13 protein-coding genes are annotated in these 17413 nt (G+C 66.7%); 7 read left to right on the forward strand and 6 right to left on the reverse strand.

Annotated elements, in window-relative coordinates:
* Positions 1-74: 74 nt before the first annotated feature.
* The 5 genes from SPMU_RS07520 to SPMU_RS07540 form a co-directional block, all read right to left on the reverse strand.
* Positions 75-1361, reverse strand: a complete 1287-nt coding sequence (locus SPMU_RS07520) for a glycoside hydrolase family 130 protein (protein WP_088333282.1) — start codon at positions 1359-1361, stop codon at positions 75-77.
* A 28-nt stretch (positions 1362-1389) separates the two neighbouring features.
* Positions 1390-3030 carry a mechanosensitive ion channel family protein gene (locus SPMU_RS07525; RefSeq protein ID WP_088333283.1) on the reverse strand — a complete coding sequence of 547 codons (1641 nt, stop codon included), beginning with the start codon at positions 3028-3030 and terminating at the stop codon, positions 1390-1392.
* A gap of 107 nt (positions 3031-3137) precedes the next feature.
* Positions 3138-3860: a DsbA family protein gene (locus SPMU_RS07530; protein WP_088333284.1), complete on the reverse strand. Its 723-nt coding sequence runs from the start codon at positions 3858-3860 to the stop codon at positions 3138-3140.
* Complete coding sequence (locus SPMU_RS07535; protein WP_088333647.1) at positions 3857-5161, reverse strand: M48 family metalloprotease; 1305 nt, start codon at positions 5159-5161, stop codon at positions 3857-3859. Before SPMU_RS07535 ends, SPMU_RS07530 begins: the two co-directional genes overlap by 4 nt.
* Positions 5162-5346: 185 nt before the next feature.
* Positions 5347-8079, reverse strand: coding sequence for an Rne/Rng family ribonuclease (locus tag SPMU_RS07540; protein WP_088333648.1), 2733 nt, complete (start codon positions 8077-8079; stop codon positions 5347-5349).
* Between the two features lie 516 nt (positions 8080-8595).
* Here SPMU_RS07540 and SPMU_RS07545 point away from each other — a divergent pair.
* The 4 genes from SPMU_RS07545 (at position 8596) to SPMU_RS07560 (ending at position 14573) form a co-directional block, all read left to right on the forward strand.
* Entirely contained in the window at positions 8596-9792 is a 1197-nt protein-coding gene (locus SPMU_RS07545) for an N-acetylmuramoyl-L-alanine amidase (protein WP_088333649.1), read from the forward strand.
* A gap of 96 nt (positions 9793-9888) precedes the next feature.
* Entirely contained in the window at positions 9889-12396 is a 2508-nt protein-coding gene (locus tag SPMU_RS07550) for a penicillin-binding protein 1A (protein ID WP_088333285.1), read from the forward strand.
* A 159-nt stretch (positions 12397-12555) separates the two neighbouring features.
* Positions 12556-13683 carry a peptide chain release factor 2 gene (gene prfB, locus SPMU_RS07555; RefSeq protein ID WP_088333650.1) on the forward strand — a complete coding sequence of 376 codons (1128 nt, stop codon included), beginning with the start codon at positions 12556-12558 and terminating at the stop codon, positions 13681-13683.
* Between the two features lie 2 nt (positions 13684-13685).
* Positions 13686-14573 (forward strand): class I SAM-dependent methyltransferase, encoded by an 888-nt coding sequence (locus SPMU_RS07560; protein ID WP_088333286.1) that lies wholly within the window; start codon positions 13686-13688, stop codon positions 14571-14573.
* On the opposite strand, the gene SPMU_RS07565 is transcribed toward SPMU_RS07560, so the two are convergent.
* Positions 14496-14864 (reverse strand): JAB domain-containing protein, encoded by a 369-nt coding sequence (locus SPMU_RS07565; RefSeq protein ID WP_088333287.1) that lies wholly within the window; start codon positions 14862-14864, stop codon positions 14496-14498. The two genes, SPMU_RS07560 and SPMU_RS07565, sit on opposite strands and share 78 nt — an antisense overlap.
* A 106-nt stretch (positions 14865-14970) precedes the next feature.
* Here SPMU_RS07565 and SPMU_RS07570 point away from each other — a divergent pair, with 106 nt between their 5' ends.
* The 3 genes from SPMU_RS07570 (at position 14971) to SPMU_RS07580 (ending at position 17385) form a co-directional block, all read left to right on the forward strand.
* The gene (locus SPMU_RS07570; protein WP_088333651.1) at positions 14971-15765 is read left to right on the forward strand and encodes a thymidylate synthase; all 795 of its coding nucleotides are present in this window, start codon (positions 14971-14973) and stop codon (positions 15763-15765) included.
* Between the two features lie 181 nt (positions 15766-15946).
* Positions 15947-16414 carry a dihydrofolate reductase gene (locus SPMU_RS07575; RefSeq protein WP_088333288.1) on the forward strand — a complete coding sequence of 156 codons (468 nt, stop codon included), beginning with the start codon at positions 15947-15949 and terminating at the stop codon, positions 16412-16414.
* Between the two features lie 41 nt (positions 16415-16455).
* Entirely contained in the window at positions 16456-17385 is a 930-nt protein-coding gene (locus tag SPMU_RS07580) for a bifunctional riboflavin kinase/FAD synthetase (protein WP_425442164.1), read from the forward strand.
* Positions 17386-17413: the final 28 nt, after the last annotated feature.

Consider the following 17413-nt stretch of genomic DNA (forward strand, 5'->3'; position numbering starts at 1 on the left):
GCGGCGGCGCTGTCATCCGCTCCGCTGAAAGTTCCCTCGCCGCCCCCGGGCGGGGCGATGCCCGCCGCCGTGATTCAGGCGGGTGCTATCACGGACAGCAGATCATCGACATTGCCGACGGCAAAGGCGCTAAATTCGTCACCAATCGCATACGGCAGCAGGATACGCCGCCCGTGAACAAGCGCGCCGCAGCTATAGGTCACGTTGGGCACATAGCCGCCCCGCTGCTCCGCGCTGGGGAACAACAAGGGAGAGGGGGTGCGTGCCAGCACCTTTGAGGGGTCTTCCTTGTTGAGCAGGCAAGCCCCCACGCAATAGCCGCGAACGAGGCCGACGCCATGCGTGAAGACCAGCCATCCCTCGTCAATCTCGGTCGGGGAGCCGCAATTGCCCATCTGGACGAACTCCCACGGGTATTTCGGCCCCAGGATGCGTTCGCCCGTGTCCCAATGCTCCAGCCGATCGGACCGAAGCAGCCAGATGTTCTCATTATCCTGCCGGCCCAGCATCACGAACTGACCGGCGATCTTGCGCGGAAACAGGGCCATGCCCTTGTATGGCGCCATGGCGCCCGTGAGCGCGCGCATCTCCACCGTGCGCAGGTCAACGCCGCGCAACATCTCTTGCCGGGCGTTGACGCCGTCGAACGCGGTATAGGTTCCGATCACGCTGTGGCTGCCGTCCTCCTCGGCGAACTGCACCAGCCGCAGATCCTCGATGCCCGACCGCTGGCTGGGCAGCACCGGAAACAGCACCGTCTCCGATACGTCGTCGCTCTCGTCGCACAGCAGCCGGATCCATTCGCCGTTCTTCGCCTCGATGCGCGGCGGCACGCCTTGTTCGCTCGCTGGGTGAACGACGACCTGATCGTGCCCGTCCCATGTTCCGGTCCGGAAGGTCACGGAGGAGACATGCCCTTCGCCGATCCCGCGCAGGGAAAGAAGAAAGGCGATCGACCCATCGGTGTTCTCTGCCCCCGGCATCGGAATGATGCTGGGGTTGAACAGCGCAGCCGCTTCGAACGCATATTCCTGGCTGAAATAGGCGCCCAGCAGCAGGCGATCGGTTTCGCTCAGGTCGGCGGGTAGCTGAAGATCCTTTGCCACATCGTCGAAGCGGCGCAGAAAGGTGGCGTCCGCATTGGGGTGGCGTTCGTGCATCGGCACTTCGATCAGGCGGCGCATGCGTTCCCGCATCGCCGTGTCGAGCGACAGCAGCCGATCCGCCACTTGTTGCATGCGCGTTGGCCGGTCTTTCCCGAATGGCTCGGGATAGCCGAAGCTGAACGGGCGGATCACGGTTCGGGACGGGTCCGGTTTCAACTCGATTGGTAACGTTCTGAACACGTCCGCTGCGTTCATGGTCTGGGCCCTTGCAGTAAAAAGGAGGTCAGGAGTCGTCAGCCGGTGCGGCGGGCTCTGCGCCGCTCCGGCGTGGCTGATCGTCCCCCGGGTTGCGGGCGAGGAACAGCGTTCGGGTGGGGAAGGCGATGCCGATCTCGGCTGCGCTCAACCGCTCGTAGATGGACAGCAGCAGCTCCTGCCGAACGGTGGTGCTTTCCGCGAAATCGGTGACGGTGATGTAGGAGAAGACCTCGATCTCCAGCGCACTTTCGCCAAAGTCGGTGAAGCGGGCGCGTGGCCCGTCATTGGACACCTTTTCATGCGAAAGCAGCACGTCCTCGATGATCGACACCGCCTCGCGGACCTTGGCCGGACTGGTATATTCGATGCCGATCTTGGGCGCGAAGAGGAAGCGGTCGCGCTTGGCGTAATTCTCGATCTGCCGCGAGGAGAAGTCGCCATTGGGGATGGTGACAATGGTCCGGTCGTTGGTGCGGATCCGGGTGGAGCGGATGCCCACGTCCTCGACCGTGCCGACCACATCGCCCACGCGGCAGAAATCGCCGACCTGCACCGGGCGGTCGGCGATCACCGTCACGCTGCCGACGAGGTTCTCGACCGTCTTCTGCGCGCCAAGCGCCAGCGCGATACCGCCGATACCCAGCGCGGCGATGCCGGTGGTCACATCGATCCCGAACGTATCCAGCACGGCGACGATGCTGAATACCAGCAGCAGGATCTTGGCCGCACGCCGCAGCAGTGTGACGACCGACACGGCCTGGCGTCGCGCGCGGCGGTGCATGCGTGCGATGGCGACATCCGCCACCGCATCAACGAGCCGCAGGCAAAACCACACCAGGGCAATCGCCGCGACGCCGCCGGCATATCGCAGCAGCGTCTGCCGTGCGACGATCGCCACCTGCAGCCGCTCGGCCCAGGTGTAGAAGGCCATGACTGCGATGAAGAGGCTGAGCGGCGGAAGCGCGGCGTGGACGAAGCGGTAGACGCCATTCGCATCGGGATCAGAGATGCCGCGGCGGACCACCGCCAGCGTCGCAGCGGCGAGGAGACGCAGGACAACGAAGCTCAGGGCGGCGAGGCCGATCAGCAAGGCCCAGTCTTCCGCCGGCGCACCGGCAACATCGATCCCGACAATGTCCTTGGACGGCGCCGAAGCCGCGGTCGTCGCCGATGCCACCATCAATTCCCTGATGGTTTCGTGCGAGATCCGCCACACCGACCGACCGTCCACCGATCGTTGGGTGAGAAGGAGCGGCGCTTCGCCCCCGCTGCCTTTCAGATCGCCTGCCAGCTCGCGATCGACGGGAAGATCATCATCGATCCGCCCTGCAGGCTCGTTGGAGAGCCTGGCGAAAGGCAATAACGTGCCGCCGCTGTCGAGCAGCGTCTGAAGGCGGCGGGCGAGTTCGGAAGCGCCGTCCTTCACCTGTGGATCGTCCTGCACCGGCAAATCGAAGTAATTGGCCGCGCGATTATAGTCGCGCTTTGCCAGCGCATCGATCAATCCGCTGACCGCGGAACGCGGAGTTTCGCGACCAAAGGGATCCGGCGCCACGGCCGGCGCGCTGGTGTTCGACTCCGCCTCCTGAGCGGACGCGGGTGTTACAGCGAGCGTGGCGAGCCAAAGGGCAAGAAGGAAACAACGAAGAGAGCTGAGCACGATCACCTGCGGCGCTTAGATACGTCCGCATGGGGAACGCTGCGGCCCAGCGGAAGGTCGCACCGCCTGTGGCATCAGCGGAACGCCCTGGCGGGCGCGGGCCCGGAAACGGCTCAGTTGCGCGCTGCGCGCGTTTCGGCGATCGCCTCCTGCAGCCGGTCCAGCGGCAGGGCGCCCGAGAGAACCCTGTCGCCTACCACCCAGGCGGGCGTGCCACTGACGCCCAGCTTCGCTGCGAGCCCCAGATTGCCCGCGATCTCCGTATCGGCATCGTCGGGGATCTTGGAAAGGTCGACGCCGGTCTGCCGCGCGACAGCCGCAATCGATTGCGCGCTCACTGGGCCGGCGGCGTAAAGTGCCTCGTGGAAGGCTGCAAAGCGCCCCTGTGCGGCCGCTGCGAGCGAAGCACGGGCTGCATCGCGGCTTTCCTCGGCAAGGATCGGCAGCTCGCGAAAGACGACGCGCAGCTTCGGATCGCTTTTCACCAATTGTTCAATGGTCGGCAGGCTGGCGCGGCAATAGCCGCAGTTATAATCAAAGAACTCGACCAGCGTGACGTCGCCTTGCGGATTGCCCATGACGGCGCCGCGGTAGGGCGTTTCCACGCGCGAGCGACTGGCCGCCACCGCCCGGCCGCTCTCGCGCTCCTGCAATCTCTGCATCGCCTGGGGGATCACTTCGGGGTTGGCGAGCAGATAGTCATGCACCACCCGTTCGATCCGCGCCTTGTCGGATGATCCCAGATCGCCGGGCGCGGCACGCTCCGCCAGCCACATGCCGGCCGCGCCAAAGGCCGCGCCCAGCAGCACGACGAGCATCAGGGTAAGGCGGCTCATTTGCGCTTGCGCTTGTCGCCGTCGATCGAATTGGCAGATGTCATCGCGATATCCTGTGCCCGGATCCAGTCCGGCGTATTTTGTGGAATGCCGGCGAGGGCATAGCGGGCGCTGACCGCAGCGGTGCGATGGTCCCCCACCATGCTGGCGCGTTCGGCCGTGGCAAGTGCAGCACGGGCCGGATCGCCGGTGCGCTCGTAAACGGTGCCCAATTGATACCAGGCGAACGGATTCTGGTCATCGCGCGCCACGGCCGACCGCAGCACGCGCTTGGCCTCGTCGTAATTCGCCTTGTTCTCCGTTGCGATCAGCGCGTGGCCGAAGGTGGTGGCGATCAGCGGGCTGTTGCGCGAGCCCTCGGTTGCGGCGCGCAGCGGCGCCAGCGCTTCCTGCGGCTTGCCTGCCTCGAGCAGGATCTGCCCCTTGATCTCAAGAAAGTAGGGATCGCTGGGCTTGCTGGCGACCAGTGCCTCGGTTTCCGCCTCCGCTTTCTGGGGATAACCGCTGCGGTGATAGGCGTAGGCGCGCGCGTAATGCGCGTAGACGGTCTGGGTACCTTCCGGATATTTCTGGAGCGCCTGGGCCGGGGGCAGGAGATAGCCGTCGAGCTTCGCCTGGACGCGCTTGAACCGCTCCTCCCAATCCTGGTTCAACGGCTTGTTCCAGGCAGGCGCGGATTGCAGCGTTTCCGAAATCGCCGCGACGCGCTCCGACGACACGGGGTGGCTGAGCATATACTCAACCTTGCGCGTGATGCCGTAGCGATATTCCTGCTGCTGCATCGTCTTGAAGAAGTTGAGATATCCCTTGCCGGTGATGCCGGCCGCGTTGAGATATTTGGCGCCGGCGGCATCGGTCGACGCTTCCTGCTGGCGCGAAAAGGCCAGGTATTTGGTCATGGCCGCCTGCTGACCCGCGGCAAGAACGCCGGCTCCCGCTTCGCCCGCACCGGCCGCCATGGCGGCGAGGCCGAGCACCATCGACAGGATGGAAATACCGGTCGCTTCCTGGGCGCCGCGCCCGGCCAGGGATACGTGCCCGCCGGTGATGTGGCCAAGCTCGTGCGCGATGACGCCTTGCACTTCGTTCGCGGTCTTCGCCGCCTGGATCGTGCCCGAATGGACGTACACGATCTGGCCGCCGGCGACGAAGGCGTTGATCGAATCGTCGTTGATCAGGACGACCTTCACGTCGCTCGGCCGCAGCCCCGCCGCCGTGACGAGCGGTGCCGTCATGTCCGCCAGCAGCGTTTCGGTTTCGGCGTCACGAAGGATGGATTGCGCGTGCGCGGCCGGGCTCATGGACACGCAGGCGAGCGCTGCGACGGCAACGAAGCGCACAATAGTATTGCGGCGCGTCACGGGCGCGGCCGCTGGGGGAACGATCGAGAAACGGCAGGCATGCGCCGGACCCAGCAGGATGGTGGCTGAACCACCGCTGAAGCCCGACGCATGTTGATCACTTGCGGATCGCTGCCATTGGTCGCTTAGGCGCCAAAGGTGCGCTGCCACCATCCGCGGCGCGGCGTTGCCCCCGACGCGTCGTCGCTGGCCTCGCCATTGGCCTCGCTGGCCGCTTCGGCGTCTCCGCCGGCCGGCGCTGCCGTCTGGGCGGCTGGTTCCGGCGCAGTTTCGGCCGGTTGCGCATCGGCCGCTTCGGCTGCCGGTGCATCCGCCTTTTTGCGGCGGGTGCGCTTGGGCTTGGCCGGCGCATCCGCGGCCTCGGCCGGAGCCGCCGCTTCTGCTGCCGGTGCGGCGTCCGCTGCGGGCGCATCGGCCTTCTTGCGACGGGTCCGCTTCGGCTTGGCCGGGGCGCCTTCCTCGGTCGCTGGTGCGATCGCGTCGATGCCAGGCGTCTCGATCGGCGCGGGCGCCTCCTCGACGGCTGCGGCTGCCTCCGGTGCTGCCTCGACAGCCTTCTTGGCACGCGGACGACGACGCGTCTTGGGCGCGGGCTGTTCCGCTTCCGGCGCCGCTTCGGCCGGCGCCTCGACAGCATCAGCATCCTGCGCCGCCGGATCGGCAGCCGGCACTTCCGCAGCTACCGGCTCTGCTGTCTGCGCCTCAGTAGCCGTGGCTTCGGCGCTTGCATCGGCCTCGACCGTCTTTGCCTCGCCCTCACTGCCGTTCTCACGGCGCCGACGACGCCCACGACGGTTGCGGCGGCGACGGCCGCTTTCGCCTTCGGCCGCAGATTCGTCCTCTTCGCCGGTCGAGGTGGTCTCGGCTTCGACCGCCTCGTCCTCGTCCTCGGCGTCGTCACCTTCGCTGAGATCGGCGTTGGACGCCGGCGTTTCACCGCCCTCGCCATTGGGGCGACCGCGACGTCCACGACGGCGACGGCGCTTGCGACCGCCTTCGCGCGGCTCGTCGCTGCGGGCTTCCTCGGCGCGGGGCGCCTCGTCGTCGGCCGCGACCTCTTCCTCTTCCTCCTCCTCGATCTCGTCGGGGATGTCGTCCTCGATCTCCTCGAGCGGCGGCGCGAACTTGGGCGCGTAAGCAGGCGGCGGGCCTGATGCCTCGACGGACATGCGCGCGCCTTCGTGCTCGCCGTCCGGCAGGATCTCGACGGCTACGCCATAGCGATCCTCGATCTCGGCGATGTCGGCACGCTTGCGATTGAGCACGTACACCGCCGCTTCGGCGCTCGCATGCAGGGTGAGCAGCGAGCCACGGCCACGTGCCGCCTCGTCCTCAAGCAAGCGAAGCGCGCTGAGGCCGGCGGACGATGCGGTGCGAACAAGGCCGGTGCCTTCGCAATGCGGGCAGGGACGGGTGGACGCTTCGAGCACGCCGGTGCGCAGGCGTTGCCGGCTCATTTCCATGAGGCCGAAGCTGGAGATGCGGCCCACCTGGATGCGGGCGCGATCGTTCTTCAGCGCCTCCTTCATCGCCTTCTCGACCTTCCGGACATTGGAATTGTTGTCCATGTCGATGAAGTCGATGACGACGAGGCCGGCCATGTCGCGCAGGCGCAGCTGGCGCGCGATTTCCTGCGCAGCCTCAAGGTTGGTCGCCGTCGCGGTCTGCTCGATATTGTGCTCGCGCGTGGAACGGCCGGAGTTGATGTCGATCGAGACGAGCGCCTCGGTCGGATTGATGACGAGATAGCCGCCCGACTTCAGCTGCACCACTGGATGGTACATCGCGGCGAGTTGATCCTCGACATGGCAGCGCTGGAACAGCGGAATGGGATCGCTGTAATGCTTCACCCGCTTGGCGTGGCTGGGCATCAGCAGGCGCATGAAGTCCTTCGCCTGGCGATAGCCTTCGTCACCCTCGACGATCACCTCGTCGATGTCCTTGTTGTAGATATCGCGGATCGCCCGCTTGATGAGGTCGCTGTCACCATAGACGAGCGCTGGGGCCGCGCTGGTCAGCGTCTTTTCGCGAATGCCGTCCCACAGCCGCGCGAGATAATCGAAGTCCCGCTTGATCTCGGTGCGCGTGCGGCTGAGCCCCGCGGTGCGCACGATGCAGCCCATCGACGGCGGCAATTCCATTTCCGCCATGATCGACTTCAGGCGCTTGCGATCGGCCGAGTTGCTGATCTTGCGGCTGATCCCGCCGCCATGCGACGTATTGGGCATCAGCACGCAGTAACGGCCGGCGAGCGACAGATACGTGGTCAGCGCCGCGCCCTTGTTGCCGCGCTCTTCCTTCACGACCTGAACCAGCAGCACTTGGCGGCGGCGGATCACGTCCTGAATCTTGTAGCGGCGGCGCAGGTTCATGCGGCGCTGGCGCAGCGCCTCCACCTGATCGTCGTTGACGCCGGTGGCGGGAGCGGGGGCGTCCTCATTCTCGCCGTCGCTTTCGTTCTCGTCGCCGAGATCGCCGTCATCCTCGTCTTCGTCATCGAAATCGGCATCGCTCTCGGGCGCATCGTAGCCGGCATCTTCGGCGGCTTCCTGCTCCGCGCGCAGCTTGGCTTCCTCGGCGGCATGCTCCGCCTCTTCGCGCAGCAGCGCTTCGCGATCCTCCTTGGGGATCTGATAATAATCCGGGTGGATTTCCGAGAAAGCGAGAAAGCCGTGGCGGTTGCCGCCGTAGTCGACGAACGCGGCCTGCAGTGACGGCTCGACGCGCGTCACCTTGGCAAGATAGATATTCCCTTTGAGCTGCTTGCGCTCGGCACTCTCGAAATCAAATTCCTCGATACGATTCCCTTTGACGACGGCCACCCGGGTTTCTTCCCGGTGGCGTGCGTCGATCAGCATGCGCATGGTCATTATATGGTCTCCGCGCGCGACTCGCGCCGCCGAACGGCGGGGTCACGCGATAAAAAGGCGTTGCCGGCCCCTCGCGGGCGGGCAGACGGATGGTGGTGAACTGTGCCTTCGTCCGCTGCGCATGTCCGGGCGCCACGCCCTGGATCAGCCCCGCGCCCGCACCGCCGGCGAAAGCCGGTCGGAACTGCGGTGGGGGAATATGCGACATGCGTACGTCAACCTGAATGCCCGCGCCGGCGCGATCGGCCGGTTGGGCGGTGGGTCGGGAGCGGGCGCAAGGGCCCGCAATCCGATCACAATGGTGACTAGCAAGTCGTTTGTCATTCAGCAACCGGAACGTCTTTGCCGGTTATCCGGCAAAAAAATGCCGAACGCCGCGTTAACCGCGCTGCGCAACGGTGATTTGACGTGGGCAGCCCTAATCCAGGCCGGACAGGGGAAAAGGGTTTGCGTAACATGGCTTTTCGCTGGACCAGCGGGCGGCCGGCACGGCATGCAACGCGCATGTCGATGCTGCTCGCGTTCTTGGCTGGCCTCACTGCTGGCGTGCCCGGCTGGGCCGCAACGGTGGAGCGGGTGGATGTGCATGACGGGCGGATCACCATCCGCTTCGACGAAGCGGTGCGCGGCGCGTCCAGCTTCATTCTCAATGCGCCGCAACGGATCGCCGTGGATATTGACGGCGCCCGCCCGGGCCGCGCGAGCGGCGCGGACGGCCCGGTGACGGCGGTGCGCCAGGGCTGGCGGGGCGCCGACGGCGCCCGGGTGGTCCTGGACCTCGCCCAGCCGATGATCGTGTCCAAGGGCGAGTTCCAGGATGACGGGCGCACGCTGGAGCTTTCGTTGCGGCCGGTCGACAGCCCGCGCTTCGCCGCCGCCAGCGCGGCCTCGCCGCTCAGCTTCCTGCCCTTCGGTTGGGGCAAGGAGAAGCCCCGCTACAAGGTGACGGTGCCCGTCCCGCCAGCGCGCAAGAGCGTGTTGCCCCGGGTGCAGGGGGACGACAGCCGCCCGCTGGTGGTGATCGACGCCGGCCATGGCGGCAACGATCCCGGCGCGATCAACCCCGAGACGGGGCTGCGCGAAAAGGACCTCACCTTGAAGATCGCCCGCGCGATCCGGGACGAATTGCTGGAATCAGGCCGCGTCCGCGTCGCGCTGACGCGTGACGACGATCGCTACATCCTTCACCGCGAGCGGTTCGGCGTGGCACGGCAGCTTGGCGCCGACCTCTTTATCTCGATCCATTGCGACAGCGCGGGGAGCGTCGAGGCCTCGGGTGCCACCGCCTACACGCTGTCCGATATCGCGTCGGACAAGGAAGCGGCGCGGCTCGCGGCGCGGGAGAACAAGGCGGACATCATCGCCGGCGTGAACCTCGACGAAAGCGACGACGTCTCCTCCATCCTCATTGATCTCACCCAGCGTGAAACCATGAATGCGTCCGCCGGCTTTGCGCGCCTCCTGGGGCGCGAGGCGAAGCCGCTCATTCCGGTGAAGAGCAATTTCCACCGTATGGCCTCGCTGCTGGTGCTGAAGGCGCCGGACATGCCCTCGATCCTGTTCGAGACCGGCTATCTTTCCAACACACAGGACGCCGCGTTCCTGGACAGCCGCGAAGGCCGGCAGCGGATCGCGCAAAGCGTGCGCCGCGCGGTGGACATCTATTTCGCCCGCCGGATGACGCAAACCGCTTCGCGGTGATCGCCGGGTACATGAGCCCGCGGCGGGGCCCGCGGCGGGGCGCGCGGGCTTGATGTTGCCAGCCGCCCGGGCCCTCCCTAAACACCGGCGTCGCGTATGGCGTCCAATCCTTCCGATCCGATCCAGCCAGAGCGGCGCCATCATGCGCTGGGCAACCGTTTGTCACGGCTGTGGAGCCGCGGGTGGGTGAAGGCGTTGGCGGCGCTGGCCGCCATTGGGCTGCTGTTGCTGGGCGGCGGCTGGTTTTTCATCACCCGCGACCTGCCGTCGGTGGAGCAATTACGCACCTACGAGCCGCCGCTGCCGACCAACGTGCGCGCCATCGATGGCGGCCCCATTTATTCCTATGCGCGCGAGCGCCGGGTCGAATTGTCGTTCGCCGAATATCCCAAGACCCTGGTTCAGGCGTTCCTGGCCGCCGAGGACAAGACCTTCTTCGAGCATCACGGCGTCGATTATCCGGGCCTCGCCGGCGCCGTGTTCGATTATGTCTCCAAGCTCGGCAGTGGCCAGCGCGCGCGGGGTGGCTCCACCATCACGCAGCAGGTCGCCAAGAACCTGCTGATCGGCAACGCTTATTCCCCCACCCGCAAGATCAAGGAAGCGATCCTGGCGTGGCGGATCGAGGATACGCTCACCAAGGAGCAGATCCTGGAGCTGTACCTCAACCAGATCTTCCTCGGGCGGAACGCCTATGGCGTGGAAGCGGCGAGCCACGCCTATTTCGACAAGGAGCTGGACGAGCTCAGCCTCGCGCAGATGGCCTATCTCGCGATTCTGCCGAAAGGCCCGGCGAATTACGAGCCGTTCCGCAATACCGAGCGGGCGCTGGATCGGCGCAACTGGGCGCTGGGCGCGATGGAGTCGAACGGCTTCATCACCGCCGCACAGCGCGCCGAGGCGCAAGCGCAGCCGATCGGCGCCGTTGTGCAGCGCGTGCCCAAGTTCGAGCGCGTCGGCGGTTATTTCGTCGAAGAAGTCCGTCGTGAACTGATCAGCCGGTTCGGCGAAACAGCCCGCGACAGCGCCACCAGCGTCTACTCCGGCGGCCTGTGGGTGCGCACCTCGCTCGACCGGGGCGTTCAGGCGGCTGCCGCGGAGGCGCTGCGCGACGGCTTGCTGCGCTATGATCGCGGCCGTGGCTTCTCCGGGCCGATCCGCCATGTGGAGATCAACGGGGATCGCTGGCAGGTTGCGCTGCTCAACACCAATATCACGCTGGATCATGCCGATTGGCGCCCGGCGATCGTTATTTCCCGCGGCGCCAGCGAAGCGGAGATCGGCTTCGCCGATGGGACGCAGGGCACCCTGCCGCGCTCGGCCGCGCAAATGCCGGCCCGCGGCAGCAGCACGCCGGCGTTCAACACGCTGAAGCCGGGCGACGTGATCGCGGTAGCGCCGTCGGCCAGCCAATTCGCGCTGCGCTCCGTGCCGAAGATTTCGGGCGGGTTCGTGGTTCAGGAGCCCGGCTCGGGCCGGATCCTCGCGATGCAGGGCGGCTTTGACGCTTCGCTCCAGTCCTTCAATCGCGCCAGCCAGGCGATGCGCCAGCCCGGATCCACGATCAAGCCGATCGTGTATGCAGCGGCGCTGGAACACGGCATGACGCCGGCCTCGATCATCGTCGACGGGCCGTTCTGCGTCGATCAGGGCGGGCGGCTTGGCCAGAAGTGCTTCCGCAACTTCGGCAATTCGCGCGGCGCCGGCCCGCGCACGATGCGCTGGGGCGTGGAGCAATCGCGCAACCTGATGACGGTGCGCGCCGCGGCGCAGACCGGCATGGCCAACGTCGTGAAGCTGATGAAGGCGATGGAGATCGGCGACTATCAGCCGTATCTCTCCTATGCGCTCGGCGCCGGCGAGACGACCGTGCTGAAGATGGTCAACGCTTATGGCGTGCTGGCGAACCAGGGCCGCTGGCACGCGCCGACGCTGATCGACTTCGTCCAGGATCGCCGCGGGCAGGTGATCTGGCCGGAGAATTGGCGCGCGTGCGATCGCTGCAACATGCCCGAATGGGATGGCAAGCCAATGCCCCGCCCGGTGCGCCGCGGCCGCCAGGTGCTGGATGCCATGTCCGCCTATCAGATGGTCCACATCGCCGAAGGGGTGATCCAGCGCGGCACCGCGACGATCCTGCGCGATCTCAATCGTCCGATCTTCGGCAAGACCGGCACCAATTCGGGGCCAAAGGACGTCTGGTTCATCGGCGGCACGCCGCAAATGGTGGCCGGCGTTTACATCGGGTACGATTCGCCCGTGAACCTTGGCGGCTATGCGCAGGGCGGGACGCTGGCGGCGCCGATCTTCAAGCAATGGGCGGTGAAGGCCTATGAAGGCATGGATCCGCTGCCGTTCCGCGCGCCGGCCGGCATCCGCATGGTCCGGGTCGATCGGAACAGCGGCCGTCCGGTGTTCGGCACTTTCCCGAACGATAATGATCCAAAGCCGGCGGTAATCTGGGAAGCGTTCAAGCCGCAGGCGGAGGCGCGCCGCGCGCCCCGCCGGCCGACGGCGCAGCCCACCGCCGCGGCAACCGCGACGACCGCCAGGAAGCAGGCGAGCGACACTGACTTCCTGCAGCGAGAGGGCGGCATCTACTAAGCCGCAGCCGGCGGCATTGTCCTGCCGCCGTTCTGGTCCTAAGTCCGCCAGCCAAATACCGTCGTTCCAGCGCAAGGCTGGCTTATCCGGCCGGGCGATGATCCCCGGGCCGGACAAGCGCCCCGATTGCTGGAATGCCGTGAGAAGTGGAGAAAGATGATGCGCGCCGAAGCGCAGGCCCATGCCGACACGATCAACGAGGCGCTCGCGCTCCTGCGCCGCAGCCTCGACTGGGATCGTGCGCTGCGGCGGCTCGACGAACTCAACGCGCGGGTCGAGGATCCGTCGCTGTGGAATGATCCCAAGGCTGCGCAGGACGTGATGCGCGAACGCCGCCGGCTGGACGAGGCGATCACCGCAACCCGGACGATCGAGCGCGAGCTGAGCGACACCGCCGAGCTGATCGAGATGGCAGAGGCCGAGGGCGACGAGGAAATGGCCTCGGACGGTACCAAGGCCTTGGCCGAGCTCGCCGAGCGCGCGCAGAAGGACAAGGTGAAGGCGCTGCTGTCCGGCGAGGCCGACGCCAACGACACGTATGTCGAGATCAACGCCGGCGCGGGCGGCACCGAGAGCCAGGACTGGGCCGAGATGCTCCAGCGCATGTACACGCGCTGGGCCGAGCGGCAGGGCTACAAGGTAGAGCTGATCGACTATCACGCCGGCGAACAGGCGGGCATCAAGTCGGCGACCTTGCTGGTAAAGGGCGAGAACGCCTACGGCTACGCCAAGGTCGAAAGCGGCGTGCATCGCCTGGTCCGCATCAGCCCGTATGACAGCTCGGCGCGGCGCCACACGAGCTTCTCCAGCGTCTGGGTCTATCCGGTGATCGACGACTCGATCGACATCGAGGTGAACGACAGCGAGCTGCGCATCGACACGTACCGCGCATCGGGCGCCGGTGGTCAGCACATCAACACGACCGATTCGGCGGTACGTATCACCCACTTGCCGACCGGCATCGTCGTTGCCTGTCAGAACCAGCGCTCGCAGCACAAGAACAAGGCGGAAGCCTACAACCAGCTGCGCGCCCGCCTGTACGAGCATGAACTGCGCAAGCGCGAGGAAGAGGCGAATACCATCAATGCGGCGAAGACCGACATTGGATGGGGCCACCAGATCCGCTCCTATGTGCTTCAGCCGTATCAGCTGGTGAAGGATCTGCGCACCGGCGCCACGTCCACTTCGCCGGGCGACGTGCTCGACGGCGACCTGGACGAGTTCATGGCAGCGGCCTTGGCGCAGCGCGTGACGGGTGAAGCGGTCGAGGTGGAGGACGTCGACTGACGATGGGCCGCCGCTCACTGGATTTCTGTGGTGGCCGCCAGCGGCGCGCGCGCTGGCATAGCGGCGGCGGCGGCGCGGCGCTGATCGGGCGCGGGTCGACCGGGCGGGTCGTGGCGGCGGCTCTTTTGTTGCTGGTCGCTGCCTGCGAAGGCGGTGATCCGTTGCTCAACAACGAGCCCAAGGAACCGGGCCCGTTCCCGGCCGCGGACCGGCCGGTCGCGCATATCGTGTCCTCGCGCTGGTCCAACGAGGAAGCGCGTGATCGTCTGAACGAAGCGGCGGCGGTAATGGAGCGCGCGGCGATCACGCCCGGCATGACGGTTGCGGATATCGGCGCGGGCGAGGGCTATTACACCATGCGCCTGGCGCAGAAGGTGGGCGAGGACGGCCGGGTGCTGGCGCAGGACGTGATCCCGGCGGTGCGCGATGCGCTGGCCGAGCGGGTCGCCCGCGGACGGTTGGACAATGTCAGCGTGAAACTGGGCGCGACTGCCGATCCGAAGCTGCCCGAGGCGAGTTTCGACCGGATCTTCATGGTCCACATGTACCATGAGATCGAGCAACCCTATGAGTTCCTGTGGCGGATGCGCCCCGCGCTACGGCCCGACGGCCTCGTGGTGGTCGTCGATGCGGATCGCACCACCGCCAATCACGGCACGCCGCCCGGCCTGCTGCGCTGCGAATTCGCGGCGGTCGGCTATCAATTGGTGACCATGGCGCCGATGCCGTCCGCCGGCGGCTATTTCGCGACCTTCCGTGCAGCCGGGGAGCGCCCGGACCCGGCCAAGATCCGTCCGTGCCGCGTCAATCAGTCACAAGAGCCCGCGCGCCCGAAAGCTGACAATGGTGTCGCCCGCCAGCACGAGATGGTCGACCAGCCGAATCCCTAGGCTGTCGAGCGCCTGCGCCACCCGCCGGGTGGTGCGCAGATCATCCGCCGAGGGCTCCGCATCCCCTGATGGATGATTGTGCGCCATCACGATGGCGCGCGAATCATGCGCCATCGCAACCGCGACGATGGTGCGCAGCGGCACATCCACGGAGGACGCGCTGGCCGACAGGATATGGTGCAGCCCCACGGTGCTTCCCCGTTCGTCCAGGAAGACAAAGGCGAGCGATTCGGTAAGGGCGCGCGCCATGGCGGCCAGGTGCCCGCTGATTGCCGGATCGAAACCATACATGGTGTCCGGATTCAGGGCCTCTGAGCAACCGCGCAAGGCATCTGCGCCGTATCGGACCGGTCACCACGGCTTGGCGACGGCGCGGGTGGGCTGTAGCGTCCGCGCGATGCGGCAATATCTCGATCTCATGGCACGGGTGCTCGATTCGGGCGCGCAGCAGATGGATCGCACCGGCACCGGCACGCTCAGCGTGTTCGGCCACCAGATGCGGTTCGACCTGGCGGACGGCTTTCCGGCGCTCACCACCAAGAAGCTGCATTTGCGCTCGATCATCGTGGAATTGCTCTGGTTTCTGCGCGGCGACACCAATGTGCGCTGGTTGCAGGAGCGCAAGGTCAGCATATGGGACGAATGGGCCGACGAAGCGGGCGATCTGGGCCCGGTGTATGGAAAGCAGTGGCGTGACTGGGTGGCGGCGGACGGCCGGCATATCGATCAGATTAAGGGGCTGGTGGAGGACATCCGCACCAACCCTGCGTCGCGCCGCCAGATCGTGACAGCCTGGAACCCCGGCGACCTTCACGCCATGGCGCTTGCGCCCTGCCATTGCCTGTTCCAGACCTATGTCGCGAACGGGCGGCTCTCGCTGCAATTGTACCAGCGCTCGGCCGACATCTTCCTCGGCGTGCCGTTCAACATCGCGAGCTATGCCCTGCTCACCCATATGCTCGCGCAGCAATGCGGCCTGGAGCCGGGCGAGTTCATCTGGACCGGCGGCGATTGCCACCTGTATTCCAATCACCTCGATCAGGCCCGCGAGCAGCTCGGCCGCACGCCCACCGCGCTCCCGCGGCTGGAGATCCTGCGCAAGCCGCCGTCGATCGACGCCTATGAGCTCGAGGATTTCGTGCTCCACGATTACGTCGCGCAGCCGCACATCAAGGCGCCGGTCGCCGTATGACCCTGCCGTTCACTCGCCGTTCAGCTGTTTTGACTACAGATGTAGTCGTTGGACGGGAGGCTGGCATGCGGGATTATCTGATCACCATCGCAACGGCCACGCTAGCCGCGATGCTGCTGCAGATCGGCAGTCCGCCGGCCTGCGCGGTGACGGTCGCGCCGCTTTCTGCCGCTGAGGGCAAGTGACGGTATCGCTCCATCTGGCGCGCGCCAGCAATGGCGTGATCGGCCGCGACGGCGGCTTGCCGTGGCATCTGCCGGCGGACCTGAAGCGCTTCCAGGCGCAGACGATGGGCCGCCCGATGATCATGGGGCGCAAGACCTTTCAAAGCTTCCCCGCGCCGCTGCCCGGCCGTCGCCACATCGTGCTGACCCGCGATCGCGATTGGTCCGCCGCCGGGGCCGAGGTCGCGCATGATCGCGCGGCGGCGCTGGCGCTTGCGGGCGACAACAGCGCGGTGATCGGCGGCGCAGACATATTCGCGCTCTTCTTGGACCTTGCCGACCGGGTCGAGCTGACGGAGGTTCATGCCACGCCGGAGGGCGACACGATCGTGCCGCCCTTCACCGATTGGCGCGAGATCGCGCGCGAGGATCATCCCGCCGCTGGAGACCGCCCGGCCTATAGTTTCGTAACACTGGTGCGTTGACGCGCGCGCCGCTATGCGCCCGTGCGATGGAGCGGCATGGGATCATCCGGCTGGGCAAGGGCGAGGCGCTGCCGGAGGCGCTGCGTGGCGGGATCGTCGCGCTGGGCAATTTCGACGGATTTCACCTGGGGCATCAGGCGGTGGTCGGCCGCGCCGTCGCGCGCGCGCGCGCGGAAGGGCGCCCCGCGCTGGTCGCGACCTTTGATCCGCATCCGATGCGGTTCTTCAAGCCCGACAGCCCCTGGTTCCGTCTCACCACGCTGGAGCAGCGCGCCGAGCTGATGCGGGCCGCGGGCGTCGACGCGATGCTGGTCTTCACCTTCGACGCAGCGCTTGCGGCGCTGTCCGCCGAGGCGTTCGTCACGTCGCAACTGGTGGAGCAGATCGGCGCCGCCGGCGTGGTCACCGGCGCGGACTTCACCTTTGGCAAGGCGCGATCGGGCAATGTGGCGATGCTCGCCGGGCTCGGGCAGGCGCATGGCTTCTCCGCCGAAACGGTGGGCGCGGTGACGCTGGACGGCGACACCGTATCCTCCACCCGGATCCGCGCCGCCTTGCGCGAAGGGCGCCCGCGCGATGCGGCGCGCCTGCTGACCCGCCCTTTCACCATCCGCGGCGACGTGCGCCACGGTGACAAGCTGGGCCGCGAGATCGGCTATCCCACCGCCAATGTCGATCTCGGCAACTATCTGCGCCCCGCGTACGGCATCTATGCCGTGCGGGTCACGCTGGAGGACGGGCAGGTGTTCAGCGGCGCTGGGAATCTCGGCATCCGCCCGAGCTTCGATCCGCCCAAGGAGCTGCTCGAACCCTATATGTTCGATTTCTCCGGCGACCTTTATGGACAGGTGATCGACGTCGCGCTGGTGGAATTCCTGCGTCCCGAGGCGAAGTTCGACACGTTGGACGCGCTGACGGCGCAAATGGCGGCCGATTGCGACCGCGCGCGGCAAATCCTCGCCGCCGACTGACCTCCTGAAGCCGCCGCCGGGCCTGACA

Source organism: Sphingomonas mucosissima (genome assembly GCF_002197665.1).
Lineage (GTDB): Bacteria > Pseudomonadota > Alphaproteobacteria > Sphingomonadales > Sphingomonadaceae > Sphingomonas > Sphingomonas mucosissima.